The following is a 13,253-nucleotide window of genomic DNA, read 5'->3' as shown; positions in this document are numbered from 1 at the left end:
ACTACACGCATCCTAAAACCCGTCTTCTCATTGCTGAGGCAGGATTTAAGCAGTCGATGTCGCGCAAAGGCAATTGCTGGGACAACGCCCCGATGGAATCATTCTTCGGTCACTTGAAAGACGACGTTGATTTTAGCGATTGCCAAACTATTGATGAAGTGAGAGTGCGAGTCAAGGAGTACATAAGCTACTACAACTCAGAACGGTACCAGTGGACATTAAAAAAGATGACCCCTGATGAATTCAGAGGTCATCTGCTTGCTAGCTAAGCTCTAGGCGGTTTTTTTCAAACTGTCCACAAACCGGGTCACAGTTCATGTGCTCAGGCTGTTTTTTTTTATTTTGGAAATTAAAACCACCTGGTTTTACGAATAAAGCCATTTGCGTTAATGCTGAACTAATACTGGCTCTCTATGATGGTTGTGAAGGGAAATAAACATTATTCAAACGATGAAGGAAATCCTACGAAAAAGAGAGGGAATGCAGGATGATTCGGTATTTATGGTTCGACCTCGGGTACACGCTCGTGAGGCTGAACCGGGAAGAAGTTTATCAGAAGGTGCTGGAAATCTTTGAAGTTTACCGAAGCCGCGAGGAGATCGCCATGGCCTATCACCTGACGGACAAGATGTTCATGCGGGATTATAAAGGGATGCTGGGTAAAGACAGCCGGGCTTATATGCCCTGGTATATCGGAACGCTGAACTACCACTTGCGGCTCTTGCTGCCCATCGAAGAAGTGGTCCAGGTTCACAGGAAGCTGGCAAGCGATCACCCGATCCGCTGGAGCGCGTACGATGGAGCAAAAGATACGCTTCGGGGGCTGCGAAATCACGGATACCGACTCGGCTTGATTTCCAATTGGGATGAAACGGCAAGATCGGTCTTGGCCGAGAATGGTTTGGACGAGGAATTGGACGAGATTATCGTTTCCTCGGAGGTGGGAATGGAGAAGCCGGATCTCGGCATTTTCCGTCTGGCACTTGAAAGAGGAAACGTCTCGCCCAAACAATCGCTCTATATCGGAGACAACTACTATGATGATGTCGTTGGAAGCCAAAAGGTCGGCATGCACTGTCTGCTCATTAATCCGTACGGGAAATACGGGGTGGAAGAATTGTCTTACCGCCCCGTCATTAACGGGATTCAAGACGTGGCCGCTTACCTCGGACATGCGAAGCAGCGTGCCCGGGACGAAGAAATGGAGAGATTTGCCAAATGACGTTTGAAGAAAGAATTCAAGAACATTTTGACGCGCTCAGCGTCGGTCAGAAGAAGGTGGCGCATTATATTCAATCCAACATGCAGGATGCCGTTATGCTGTCCGCTCAGAAGATTGCCGCCAAGTCAGGCGTCAGCGAGGCGACGGTTCACCGCCTGGCGCAAGCCTTGTCCTATGCCGGATTTTCAGCCATGCTTCAGGATTTGCGGCAGTATGTGCTGAAGGACCAGCGGGCCGTCAGGAATTTCCTGCACTCCACAAGCTACCAGGAAGACTCCTGGCTAGAGAAGCATTTTCTCCAGGAGATCGACAACTTGCATCAAACCATGGCGAGATCGGACAAGTCGCATATCAATCAAGCGGCCCGTATTCTTCTTGATGCGGACCGGGTCTGGATTGCGGGATGGCGCATGGGGTTGTCGGTCACTTCGTTTTTAAATTTTATCCTGAAGTACATGCTGGGCAATTGCGAGCTGATTCCTCAAGGAGGTGTTGCCGAGTACGCGACTTACATAAAACCGGCGGATGCGGTATTTGTATGCGGGTTTCCGCGTTATTGCTCCAGGACGTTAAAGGTCGCCGCGCTGGCCCGGGAAACAGGGGCAAAGGTGATTGCGCTTACCGATTCCGAGCTGTCCCCGTTTGCTAAGCTGGCGGATTTATCTCTGCTAGCGGCGAATAAATCGACGGGTTTCCTGGATTCGTACACGGCATCTCTATCTGTGGCAGGCGCGCTCATTAACGAGATATCTTACCTGGAGAAAGAACGCGTGCAGAGCAATATCGAGAAAATGGAAATGATGTTCAAGGAATTCAAGGACAACTTTGAGTGGAAGTGAAGCCACCGGAAAGGAAATCCGTTGTGGAAGTTACCGTCATCGGCTGTTGGGGGGCGTACCCTAAGAAAAACGAAGCAACCTCGGGATATTTAGTGGAAATCGGAGGGACGAAAATACTGCTGGATTGCGGGAGCGGCGTGCTGTCCCGGCTGCAGAACCACTGCTCCCTCGAAGAACTGGACGCCGTTGTCATTACCCATACTCACGCCGATCATACCGCGGACTTGTACAGTCTGGAGTTCGCCATTTTGATTCTTACCCAGATTGGAAAACGAGCGAGACCATTGGACGTTTATGTGTACTGCGGGAATCCGGACACTCTCGCTTTCGGCTTCCCGGATTATGTGCGTGTGCATCCCATCCGAATCGGGGAGCCGGTGGCCATCGGGACGGCGAGGCTTGAGTTTTCGGAGAACGTTCATGATGTTCCTTGCTGCGCGGTCCGGCTGATAACGGAAACCGGGAAGACATTCGTTTACTCCGGAGACACAGGTTATTGTCAGGCCATGATTGATATTTCCAAGTCTGCCGATGTGCTTCTAATCGAGAGCAGTTTCTACGATTGGCAGAAGGGGAGAATGGACGGTCACTTAACGGCAGGGGAAGCGGGAAAGATCGCCGCTTTGGCCGGGGCACGGCAAATGGTGCTTACCCACTTTCCCCACTACGGCGATTTGGAGCAGTTGGTTCAGGAAGCATCGCGGCAATACGACGGGCTAATCCGATTGGCCTGTTGCGACATGAAAATTAGAATTTAAACCTGGAGAGGGGTTCTTTTACATGTTGAAATTGAAGAAAACGCTTGTTGCCGGTTTCTCAACGTTGGCGATTGTGTCTATGGTTATTTCGGGCTGCGGCAGCAGCGGCAACGGCGGGAGTGCGGTGACAGCCCCGGCAGCCGGCAGTACCGGGCAAACCACCGGTGGACAAGCGAAAGACAGTAACGGAAGCGGCGGTTCAAATGACAAAGTCGAGGGAGGGACCGTACGGGTCGCCATGGCTACGGAACCGGATAACCTTGACCCCTACATGTCCGCTGCCACGGATACCGGCTCCATGATGGACAATGTCTTCGACGGTTTGTTTGAAGCCGGGGAGAACAGCGAGCTGGTTCCGGCGATTGCGGAGTCATACAAGATTTCGAAGGATGGACTCACGTATACGTTCGCGATCCGGAAAGGGATCAAGTTCCACGATGGCTCGGATTTGACGGCGGAGGACGTAAAGTACTCTTATGAAAAGCTTTCGGGGCTTAACGGCAAGGAGCCGTTATCATCGAAATTCGCTGCAATCGCAGAGATCAACACCCCCGATGACCATACGGTAGTCGTGAAGCTGAAGGAAAAAGATGCGGCGTTCCTGGCCGCCAATATCGTTGCCATCGTGCCTAAGGATTACGAAGAGCAAAGCGGAAAGCCGATTGGCGCCGGCCCGTTTAAGTTCGTGTCCTATACGCCGGGCCAGCAGCTCATTTTGGAGAAGAACGGCAACTTCTATGACCAGGAGCGGAAACCTTCGCTGGACCGCGTGGAGTTCAAGATCATGCCGGATCCGAACGCATCCGTTTTGGCTTTGCAATCCGGCGACATCGATATGATCCCGGGCATCTCCGCCCAAGGGGCGCTTCAGCTTGGAGACGGATTCCAAATCGTATCCGGACCGCAGAACATGGTGCAGCTTATGGCCCTTAACAATACGGTCAAGCCGCTAAACGACGTGAAGGTGCGCCAAGCTATCAATCATGCGATTGACAAAGACGTTATTATCCAAACGGTTGCGGAAGGGGGCGGAGTCAAACTTGGTTCCAATATGAGTCCTGCGATGAAAATGTATTATCAGGAAGGCTTGGAGGATCGATATCAGCCGGATGCCGAAAAAGCAAAAATGCTGCTGAAGGAAGCGGGCTACGATAACGGTTTCAAGCTGACGATAACGGTTCCTTCGAACTATGCTTTCCACGTCGACACGGCCCAAGTCATCGCCGAGCAGCTGAAAGCCGTCGGCATTGAAGCGAGCATCAAGCAGATCGAGTGGAGCAGCTGGCTGGAAGACGTGTACAACAATGCCAAGTATGAGGCTACCATCATCGGTTTGACGGGAAAGATCGATCCGCATGAGGTATTGGGAAGGTATGAGACGAAATATTCTAAGAACTTTTTTAAATTCAGCAATGCCGAATTTGACGATCTCGTCAATCGCGGACGCTTGGAAATCGATGAGAGCAAGCGTGCGGAACTATACAAGCAAGCGCAAACGGTTCTTGCGGATCAGGCCGCGGCAGTATTCATCATGGACCCAAGCCGCTCGGTAGCAATGAAAGGCAGCCTGCACGGCTTCAAGATGTACCCCGTTCAAAAATACGATTTTGCCGCCATGTATTATTCGGAGAAGTAAAAGAGGGATGCTGCAGTGAGATTTTATATCCGGAAGCTGGTTACGTTAATTTCTACCGTCCTTCTCGTTTCGGTCATCACTTTCCTTGTCTTTCAGATCCTGCCGGGCGACCCGGCGGAGATCGTGCTCGGGGTGGAGGCGGATCCGCATCAGCTTGCCGAATTGCGCAGGACGATGGGGCTTGACCGGCCGCCGACGGAACGTTATCTATCCTGGATGAAGGATACGGTGACCGGAGACTTCGGCTCATCGCTCCGCTATCAGCGGCCGGTGGCTGACATCGTGGCGGAACGGCTGCCCGTCACGGTTTCGCTATCGCTGATGTCGCTAGGGCTGACCTTGATCATCGGTCTGCCGCTCGGCATCTACATTGCGCGGAACGACGGCAAGTTCTCTTCGATGCTCCTGTCGGTGTTCACCCAATTGGGCTTGGCGGTACCTTCGTTCTGGCTTGCGTTTTTTGTTGATCCTGCTGTTCTCGGTTACCTTTAAGCTGTTTCCGACATACGGATACGTTCCATGGAGTCAGGATCCGGCGGGAGCCTTGAAGTCGCTGTTCCTGCCTTCACTGGCACTTGCCATTCCCGGCATCGCCGTCGTCATCCGGTATTTGCGCAATACGCTGCTGGACCAATCACGGATGGATTACGTACGGACGGCCAGAAGCAAAGGGCTGCGGGAGAGAAGCATCATGTACCGCCATATCCTGCGCAATTCCCTGATTCCGGTGCTCACGATCGTCGGATTGCTGATCGCGGACACGCTGGGAGGCAGCATTGTCGTGGAGAACGTGTTTGCCCTGCCGGGACTCGGCAATCTGTTGATCACTTCGATCGGCACGCGCGATTTGCCTTTGCTGCAGACGCTTGTTCTTTACATTGCGGTTATAGTCGTACTTATTAATTTTGCAGTCGATATCCTTTATAAGGCGATCGATCCGCGAATTCGATTGAAAAGGTGAACGAGATGAAATGGAGTAAGCTTGTCCGCAGCAAGCCTTTCATGATCGGCAGCTGCTTGATTGCTTTGCTACTGGGACTGATGGTGACAAGTCTGTTCTATACCCCTTACGGCCCAAACGACATGAACACGTCGTTGCGCTTGGGTCAGCCGCAGGCCTCCCATTGGTTCGGAACGGATAACTTTGGGCGAGATATTCTCAGCAGGGTTATGGAGGGAACGCAGACATCCTTTGTGATCGGTACCGCATCGGTAGCCATAGGTTTAATCTTCGGCCTTCTGATCGGTGCGGCTGCCGGCTATTGGGGCGGATGGCTTGACGAGACGCTAATGCGCATTATCGATGCCCTGCTGGCGTTTCCCGGTATTCTGCTGGCCATAATGCTTGTTTCCGTATTCGGCCCTGGATTTGGCAATACGATAATAGCTCTGGGAATCATGAGTATTCCGGCTTTTGCGAGAATAGCCCGCAGCGGTTTTATACAGTACAAGGAGTTTGCATTTGTCAAAGCTGCAATCGCAAGAGGAGCCGATTCGCTTCGAATCGTGATTCTGCATATCCTTCCGAATATGGCGTCCCCTCTTATAGTAGCCGCCTCCCTGCGGTTTTCCGGATCGATTCTGGCCGAAGCCGGCCTGAGCTACCTGGGGCTTGGCGTTCAGCCGCCCGATCCGAGCTGGGGCAGAATGCTGAGCGAAGCGCAGCCGTTTATTATTAACGCTCCATGGTACGTTTTTATAACCGGGGCGGTCATCACGGCGATGGTTCTTGGGTTTAATTTGCTTGGAGACGGAATAAGGGACGTATACGACAAGAAGGGCTAGGAGGGATGAAACATGGCTGATGCTCTGCTTACGGTGCGGGAACTGGAAGTGGCATTTACGATCGGCAGAAAACAATACCCCGCGCTAAGGCAAATGAATTTTCAGATCGGGGAAAAAGAAAGGGTAGGCATCGTCGGAGAATCGGGCTGCGGAAAGAGCCTTACCTCCTTATCCGTCATGGGCCTTCTGCCTGAAACGGCAGCGATAACCCAAGGCGATATCAAGCTCTCGGGCAAATCGTTGGCGGCCGGGCAGAATGGAGGGGGACTCTCATTCAAAGGCGGGCAGATTTCGATGATTTTTCAGAATCCGATGACGGCGCTCAATCCGCTCATGCCGGTTGGCAAACAAATCTCGGAGATGGCTCTAACCCACCTTGCCATTTCGAAGAAAGAAGCCAGGCGGCTTGCCATGGAGATGATGTCCAAGGTCGGGCTTTCCCGTGTCGAACAGCTTTACGGGGAATATCCCCACCGGCTTTCCGGCGGCATGATGCAGAGAATCATGATCGCGACGGCTTTGATCTGCAAGCCTAAGCTGTTGATCGCGGATGAGCCGACAACGGCGCTCGACGTGACGATTCAGGCACAGATCCTGGACCTGCTTCGGGAAATGAATCGTTCCACAGGGACGGCTATGCTGTTTATCTCCCATGATCTTGGCGTCATCCGCGAAGTGTGCGAGAGGGTTATCGTGATGTATGCGGGATATATCGTGGAGGATGGACCGGTCGGGGATATCTTGGAACATCCGGTGCATCCGTATACATCGGCTTTGCTTGAGGCTCTGCCAAGCGTGGAGAAGAGAGGTCGCCCGCTCTATACCATTCCCGGAAGGGTTCCTCCGCTTGAGGAGCGGGGGGAAGGCTGTCCTTTTGTCGGGCGCTGCCCGAAAGCATCAAGCATTTGCGAGAATAAGACTCCTGAGCTCAGATCGGTAACGGATCGTCACCGGGTGCGCTGCCATCTTTTTTCGGAAGGGAGATTTAGCGGATGAGCGGAGAATTGTTACGGGTAGAAGTCCTTGAGAAGCAGTATCGCGTGCCCAAGACGAAGCTTTTTGAACCTAGGCAGGCCGTGCGCGCCGTGGACGGCGTATCGTTCGGGATAGAAGAAGGAGAAATTTTCGGACTTGTCGGCGAGAGCGGCTGCGGCAAGTCTACTATGGGACAGATGATCGTGCGGCTTGTTAAAGAGTCGGCCGGCAGCGTTTATTACCGGGACCGGAAGATCAACGATTTGTCCGGAACCGGGATGAAGGCACTAAGGCAGGAGCTGCAAATCGTGTTTCAGGATCCGTATTCGTCGTTAAATCCGAAGAAGACGATCGGCTGGCTCCTGGAAGAACCGCTTATCATACATGGCATCGGAGACAAGGCGGCAAGAAAGAAAATTGTAACAGAGATGCTGGAACATGTCGGTCTAAGTCCGGATTATTTAAAACGGTATCCTCACGAACTCAGCGGCGGTCAGAAGCAGCGGGTAGGCATCGCGGCGGCGCTTGTTCTGAAGCCGAAATTCATCGTGATTGACGAAGCGGTATCCGCATTGGACGTGTCCGTGCAATCGCAAATTCTGAACCTGCTAAAGGAACTTCGGGATAAGCTGCGGCTGACCTATCTGTTTATCTCGCATGATTTGAATGTTGTGCAGTATATCAGCGACCGGGTAGGCGTGATGTATTTAGGAAAGCTGGTTGAAATATTCGATGCCGGATCCACGAATGAAGCGCCGCTTCATCCGTATACCAAGGCGCTCTTTTCGGCCATTCCCGACTTGAAGGAGAATAAGGAACGGATTCTGCTCAAAGGCGATGTTCCGAACCCGCTCCATCCGCCCGGAGGATGTGCTTTTCATCCGCGCTGCCCCATGGCGACGGACAGATGCAGCAAGGAGCGACCGCCATTGCGGAGCATCACGGCCCGCCATAAAGTGAGCTGTCATTTATACGAGGAAGGGGAAGTTTCGCTATGAGAATCGGAATTATATCGGATTTGCATGTAGATCTCAATGAGCTTCCCGGCGAACCGCTTGTGGAAGAGGCGCTTCTGGATCAGGCCGTCCGGCAAAAGCTGGACGGCCTGATCATTGCCGGGGATATTTCTAACGATGTCAATCGCAGCCTGAAAGTTCTTGAGATGCTGAAAAAGGAATCCGGCATCCATATCCTGTTCGTACCGGGTAATCACGATTATTGGAGCAAGGAGAATGGTATAACAGACACATGGCGGATTTACCGGCAGTTTCAAACGTTTAAGGGATGTTTGAGCGAAAGGCCTTATCGGCTGAGCGGCGATTGGACTGTTGTCGGCAGCTCGGGCTGGTACGATTATACGTTGGGTGAACCGGAATACACGTATGAGCAATTCGAAGAGATGCGCGCGATGGATCGAACATGGCAGGATCGCGTTTATGTGCATTGGGGGATGAGCAACCGGGATATTCACCGTTATTTCCATAATCGTGTGGAGAGGGAATTGGAGGCAAACCGCGGCAGTTCCATTATAATGGTAACGCATATGCTGTCTCATCCGTACTTTAAGGTTCCGATGCCTCACCCGCAATGGTCGTACTTCAACGCTTTTCTGGGAAGCACGGATTATGCCGCTTTATACCGGAAATACGGCGTTCGATACGGCATCATGGGCCATGTCCATTACCGGAAAAGATATGCCGAGCAGGGAACGGAAATGATCTGTGCTTGCCTTGGATACCGAAAGGAATGGCGCAATGCCTCCGTGTCAGAGGAAATTCGCGAATGCTTGCAGGTCATTGATATTTGATGTTAGGCATATGGAAAGACTGACTGGAGCGATTGGTCGACCACATAAAGGAGATTCAAAAGCAGCGTTCTCCTGAGGTCCACGTGAAAGCACCTTGAAGAAAACGGCGGCGGCCGTTATCTTCGAGGTGCTTTGTTATTGAATGATTTATGGAAGAACTTGCACGATTTATCTGAAACTAATCGCGTGATTAAAATATTGACTGTATGCCCATCATAAGGGAACAAAGGAATCGAGATGATGGAGGCAAAGATCATGTTTATATTTTCCTGGTTGTTTAAAAGAAAGAAGTACGCGCAGAAAGGAAACCAAACCGCAGCAAGCCGGCAGCAAACACAAACCAGTAGTTCAAGCTCCACCATACACAACGATTTGAACCAGAACATCGAGGATATCAAACGGTTATTTCCGGAATCGCCTGATCTGGTAGTGCACCGTTTCTCGGCAGGCAAGCAAGAGACGCAGTCCGTGCTGCTCTATATTGACGGCCTGACCGATAAAAACTCGATTAACAACAACATATTGCGCCCTATGATGTACGATTTTCAGGAAGATAAAAAAGGAATTCCGGCACCTACCATCAGCGGCGCCCGTTCGGTTTCCTCCATTAACGATGTGGAGAATGCAATACTTCAGGGAGAAACGGCGCTTTTTATCGAGGGTCGGCAGGAGGCTTGGATATATGATACGAAGGGCTGGCCGCAGCGCGCAATCGAAGATCCCCAGCTGGAAGCCTCGCTTAAAGGCGCGCACCAGGGATTCGTGGAAACCGGAATGCAAAATATCGCGCTTCTTCGCCGCTATCTTCCCAACAAGGAACTCCGGATCAAGCAGCATACGGTAGACCGTCGCGGACAAACCAAAGCCTGGATCATATACTTGGAGGACGTCGCGCATCCGGAAGTACTTCAGGAATTAGTCACGAGAATCAAAAAAAGTCGATGTTGATGCGGTAATCAATACGGGCGAATTAGCCCAATATATTGAAGATAATCCGCATTCGCCTTTCCCCCAGTTTATCATGACAGAGCGTCCGGACTCAGCGGTATCCCAAATTCTGCAGGGGCGTTTCGTTGTTATTGTTGACGGTTCTCCCAGCGTTATCGTCGCTCCATCCACATTTACCTCTTTTTTTCAAAGCGTGGACGATTACAGCACGCGCTGGTTGATTTCATCGTTTATCCGCCTTCTTCGCTTTTCCGCTTTTTTTTATCGCATTGCTTTTGCCGGCCTCTTACATTGCCGCCATCTCCTTCAATTTCGAAATCATACCGCTTCAATTGCTAATATCGATTGCCGAATCGCGATCGGAAGTGCCGTTTTCGCCTCTATTGGAAGCCGTGTTGATGGAAATCACGTTGGAGATGATGAGGGAAGCCGGGGTTCGGCTTCCTGCTCCTGTCGGTCAAACGATTGGCATCGTGGGCGGCATCATTGTGGGTCAGGCGGCCGTGCAAGCGGGGATCGTCAGCAACATCATGGTTATCGTAGTGGCATCAACGGCGATCGCTTCCTTCATTCTTCCCAGTTACGACATGGGAACGGCCGTCAGGCTGCTGCGCTTTCCGATGATGATCATGGCCTCTCTGTTCGGAGTCATCGGAATCGTCATCGGTTTCATGACGCTGATTGCCCACCTGGTTGCGTTGGAATCGCTCGGAACTCCTTACGGAAGCCCGCTGGCTCCTTTCCGTTGGGCGGATATGAAAGATACCTTTATCCGTCTTCCGTTGTGGAGGATGATTACGCGTCCAAAAAGCGCCAGGCCGATTCAAGATACGCGGTTAAGCACAAAACCGCCGGGGAAGGACGACTCATGAGAACATATGCGATGAATGGAATCACCTTGATGCAGTACATTTTTCTGATTCACGGGTCACAATTGGGTACCGGCATCTTGTCGCTTCCGAGGACGCTTGCCGAAAAGAGCGGAACGGACGGATGGATGAGCATTGTGCTGGCTTGGCTTCTCAATTGTTTGTCAGGCTGGATCATGCTGCTGACGTTAAAAAGGTATCCGGACTATACGCTGCCGGACTTATTCAACCACTTGTTCGGGAAATGGTTGGGAAGAGTGCTGACTGTCCCTTTTATTGCTTATTTTGCTTTTGTGGGATTGACCGTAATGGTCAATGCCATGCTCTTCATTAAAGCATGGTTTTTGCCGAAAAACGCCTGGATATCTTGTAATCCTCCTATTTGCCGTTCCAAGTTTCCTTGTCGTTCGTCATGGATTAAGAGTACTGGCCCGATACTCGGAAATCGTATTCTATATGCTGTTATGGATGCCGTTTATTTTCCTGTTAAAGATAGAGGATACGAACTGGCTGCATCTTTTTCCTTTTTTCAAGGAAGGCTGGGAACCCATTGTCAGGGGATTGTCGGAAACCGTATTCGCGTTTGCGGGGGTTGAAGTTCTCTTTTTCATCTACCCGTTCCTGAATAAAAAAGCAATATGCCGTTCACGGATTGCTCATTGCCAATACCATAACGATGCTTGTATATGTATTCGTTACGATTATTTGTTTTGTTTTTTATTCTCCGGACGGAATCACGGTTGTGAACCAACCGGGGCTCAGTTTTCTCAAGACCATTGAATTTCGTTTTCTGGAGCGGTTCGATATGGTTTTTCTGGCCGTTTATTTGATCTTGGTTTCCAAGGCGTGGAACACCTATGCTTATGTTTCGGCTTTCAGTACCGGACGTATCCTTAATAAACAGGATCACAGCTCGTATGCTTTCATTTATTTTCTCCTGGTTATCGGCTGCGTCTTTTTCGTTAATCCGACATGGAATCTTTCCGAAAAATGGACGACCCTTGTCAGCTACATAGGGATGGCTGTGATCTACGTGTTCCCGCTATTTCTTTTAGTCTTTGCCTTGGGTCATGAAAAGTATAGGAGGTGGAAAGCAGGATGAAAAGGTTATTCATCGCATTAATGATATTGGTATGCCTGACTACAGGCTGCGAAGATAAGGTCAATATCGAAAACTTGTCTTTATCGCTTCTGTTAGGCATCGATCTCGATGAAGAAAACAACTTGATATTTACAGCGTCAAGCCCGGTTTTCAGCGAGGAAGCGGAAATGAAGGAGGAAGATTTTACGACGCCTGCCACCACGCTTCGAAAATCAAGGGATGAAGACGATAAAACCTTAATGGCTTTAACTACGGGCGGGAAAACCCAGGCTATCCTGATCGGAAAGAAAGTGATGCAGAACGAAGGCTGGTTTAAGCTGCTCGACCCCTATATGCGGGACCCCAAAAATACGGTGAATGCCAGAATTGTCATGGTGGACGGACCCGCCTCCGAGGTTGTTCAATATAAACCGCAAGATAAACCCCGGCTTCCGCTTTATGTGTTACAGCTTATTGATACCGCCGCCAGACGCAATATTACCGTGAAAACAACGGTCGAGGATCTCCAACGGTCCGTTTATGAAAAGGGAACGACCGCCAGCGTAACAGAAGTACGCAAAGATGACAGGCTCTTAGTTACGGGAACCGCGCTGTTCGATGAGGAGGGGAAGTATAAACTCTCCATCGGCGCCAACGAGAACAGATTGCTTCGCATACTTCAGCACGAGGCGAAAGGCGATTTTCAGTTTACGTTTCAATCTTTAGATCAACCCAAGGGAGAGATTTTTCCTGAAAATGCATACAGTTTTACCGCCGAGAAGATAACGGTCAAGACGAAGACGCGTTATGCCGACGACAAGTTCAAGTTCGCTATTGACGTTAAAATGCGAATCCTTCTAACGGAACGCTTATTCCCGCTCGATGTCAGGAAAAATGGGAGAAAACTGGAGAGAGATATAGAAGAGCAGCTGGAAAAGCAGTTTGGGCAATTGATCGCCAAAATTCAACAAGCGCAAATCGATCCGATCGGCCTTGGACTATATGCCCGCGCTTTCGAGTATAATCAGTGGAAGAGAGTAGAGGAACGCTGGGGACAAACGTTCTCAAAGGCGGACGTCAAGGTGAAGGTTAAAGCGAACATCGCCGGTATGGGCACGACGAAATAGGGACTAGACCAAGGGCATCTGGAAATATGGGAAATATGGGAAATATGAATATTTGTGACAAAAATACAATGCCGCAACCGAAAGGGTTGCGGTTTTTTTGCATTTTCTGGATTTGTAATTCCAGTAACTGGGCGCGATCATCCGCAATTTCGCCGCAGCTTGCAGTTGTTCACGGGACGGGTAAACAAATGTATACGAAAGTCATA

The 13,253-nt window shown here is 50.7% G+C and carries 12 protein-coding genes and 3 pseudogenes; all 15 read left to right on the top strand.

Annotated features, from left to right (window positions below):
- On the top strand, positions 1-269 hold a 269-nt coding region (locus tag XI25_RS00540; protein ID WP_046676868.1), incomplete at its 5' end, for an IS3 family transposase.
- Positions 270-487: 218 nt separating this feature from the next.
- Positions 488-1,222 (top strand): HAD family hydrolase, encoded by a 735-nt coding sequence (locus tag XI25_RS00535; RefSeq protein WP_046676867.1) that lies wholly within the window; start codon positions 488-490, stop codon positions 1,220-1,222.
- On the top strand, positions 1,219-2,061 hold the full coding sequence (locus XI25_RS00530) for a MurR/RpiR family transcriptional regulator (RefSeq protein WP_046676866.1): 843 nt from the start codon (positions 1,219-1,221) through the stop codon (positions 2,059-2,061). The genes XI25_RS00535 and XI25_RS00530 overlap by 4 nt, the downstream gene beginning before the upstream one ends.
- Positions 2,052-2,819 carry an MBL fold metallo-hydrolase gene (locus XI25_RS00525; protein WP_235439592.1) on the top strand — a complete coding sequence of 256 codons (768 nt, stop codon included), beginning with the start codon at positions 2,052-2,054 and terminating at the stop codon, positions 2,817-2,819. The genes XI25_RS00530 and XI25_RS00525 overlap by 10 nt, the downstream gene beginning before the upstream one ends.
- Before the next feature lie 22 nt (positions 2,820-2,841).
- On the top strand, positions 2,842-4,455 hold the full coding sequence (locus XI25_RS00520) for an ABC transporter substrate-binding protein (protein WP_046676865.1): 1,614 nt from the start codon (positions 2,842-2,844) through the stop codon (positions 4,453-4,455).
- Positions 4,456-4,470: 15 nt separating this feature from the next.
- Positions 4,471-5,416 (top strand): annotated as a pseudogene (locus XI25_RS00515) (ABC transporter permease).
- Between the two features lie 5 nt (positions 5,417-5,421).
- Positions 5,422-6,240: an ABC transporter permease gene (locus XI25_RS00510; protein ID WP_046676864.1), complete on the top strand. Its 819-nt coding sequence runs from the start codon at positions 5,422-5,424 to the stop codon at positions 6,238-6,240.
- A 12-nt stretch (positions 6,241-6,252) separates the two neighbouring features.
- Complete coding sequence (locus tag XI25_RS00505; protein ID WP_052759392.1) at positions 6,253-7,236, top strand: ABC transporter ATP-binding protein; 984 nt, start codon at positions 6,253-6,255, stop codon at positions 7,234-7,236.
- Positions 7,233-8,213 carry an ABC transporter ATP-binding protein gene (locus tag XI25_RS00500; RefSeq protein WP_046676863.1) on the top strand — a complete coding sequence of 327 codons (981 nt, stop codon included), beginning with the start codon at positions 7,233-7,235 and terminating at the stop codon, positions 8,211-8,213. Before XI25_RS00505 ends, XI25_RS00500 begins: the two co-directional genes overlap by 4 nt.
- Positions 8,210-9,022 (top strand): metallophosphoesterase, encoded by an 813-nt coding sequence (locus XI25_RS00495; RefSeq protein WP_046676862.1) that lies wholly within the window; start codon positions 8,210-8,212, stop codon positions 9,020-9,022. Before XI25_RS00500 ends, XI25_RS00495 begins: the two co-directional genes overlap by 4 nt.
- 255 nt (positions 9,023-9,277) lie before the next feature.
- Positions 9,278-10,842 (top strand): annotated as a pseudogene (locus tag XI25_RS00490) (spore germination protein).
- Positions 10,839-11,132, top strand: a pseudogene (locus XI25_RS33915) (GerAB/ArcD/ProY family transporter); the annotation flags it as partial. The pseudogenes XI25_RS00490 and XI25_RS33915, both read left to right, overlap by 4 nt.
- Before the next feature lie 22 nt (positions 11,133-11,154).
- Positions 11,155-11,619 carry a GerAB/ArcD/ProY family transporter gene (locus XI25_RS33910; RefSeq protein WP_235439595.1) on the top strand — a complete coding sequence of 155 codons (465 nt, stop codon included), beginning with the start codon at positions 11,155-11,157 and terminating at the stop codon, positions 11,617-11,619.
- Complete coding sequence (locus XI25_RS33905; protein WP_235439594.1) at positions 11,516-11,941, top strand: GerAB/ArcD/ProY family transporter; 426 nt, start codon at positions 11,516-11,518, stop codon at positions 11,939-11,941. The genes XI25_RS33910 and XI25_RS33905 overlap by 104 nt, the downstream gene beginning before the upstream one ends.
- Complete coding sequence (locus XI25_RS00480; RefSeq protein WP_046676861.1) at positions 11,938-13,047, top strand: Ger(x)C family spore germination protein; 1,110 nt, start codon at positions 11,938-11,940, stop codon at positions 13,045-13,047. The genes XI25_RS33905 and XI25_RS00480 overlap by 4 nt, the downstream gene beginning before the upstream one ends.
- The last annotated feature ends 206 nt before the right edge of the window (positions 13,048-13,253 follow it).

It is taken from the genome of Paenibacillus sp. DMB20, from assembly GCF_000987955.1.
Taxonomy (GTDB): Bacteria; Bacillota; Bacilli; order Paenibacillales; family Paenibacillaceae; genus Paenibacillus_AQ.
This window is presented reverse-complemented; position numbering and strand designations above follow the sequence as displayed.

What these genes read in the sequence shown, in the direction of transcription:
- XI25_RS00505 (WP_052759392.1), top strand. Translation starts at nt 6,253, where the DNA reads ATGGCTGATGCTCTGCTTACGGTGCGGGAACTGGAAGTGGCATTTACG.
- XI25_RS00495 (WP_046676862.1), top strand. Translation starts at nt 8,210, where the DNA reads ATGAGAATCGGAATTATATCGGATTTGCATGTAGATCTCAATGAGCTT.
- XI25_RS00535 (WP_046676867.1), top strand. Translation starts at nt 488, where the DNA reads ATGATTCGGTATTTATGGTTCGACCTCGGGTACACGCTCGTGAGGCTG.
- XI25_RS33910 (WP_235439595.1), top strand. Translation starts at nt 11,155, where the DNA reads ATGCCATGCTCTTCATTAAAGCATGGTTTTTGCCGAAAAACGCCTGGA.
- XI25_RS00530 (WP_046676866.1), top strand. Translation starts at nt 1,219, where the DNA reads ATGACGTTTGAAGAAAGAATTCAAGAACATTTTGACGCGCTCAGCGTC.
- XI25_RS00520 (WP_046676865.1), top strand. Translation starts at nt 2,842, where the DNA reads ATGTTGAAATTGAAGAAAACGCTTGTTGCCGGTTTCTCAACGTTGGCG.
- XI25_RS00480 (WP_046676861.1), top strand. Translation starts at nt 11,938, where the DNA reads ATGAAAAGGTTATTCATCGCATTAATGATATTGGTATGCCTGACTACA.
- XI25_RS00510 (WP_046676864.1), top strand. Translation starts at nt 5,422, where the DNA reads ATGAAATGGAGTAAGCTTGTCCGCAGCAAGCCTTTCATGATCGGCAGC.
- XI25_RS33905 (WP_235439594.1), top strand. Translation starts at nt 11,516, where the DNA reads ATGCTTGTATATGTATTCGTTACGATTATTTGTTTTGTTTTTTATTCT.
- XI25_RS00500 (WP_046676863.1), top strand. Translation starts at nt 7,233, where the DNA reads ATGAGCGGAGAATTGTTACGGGTAGAAGTCCTTGAGAAGCAGTATCGC.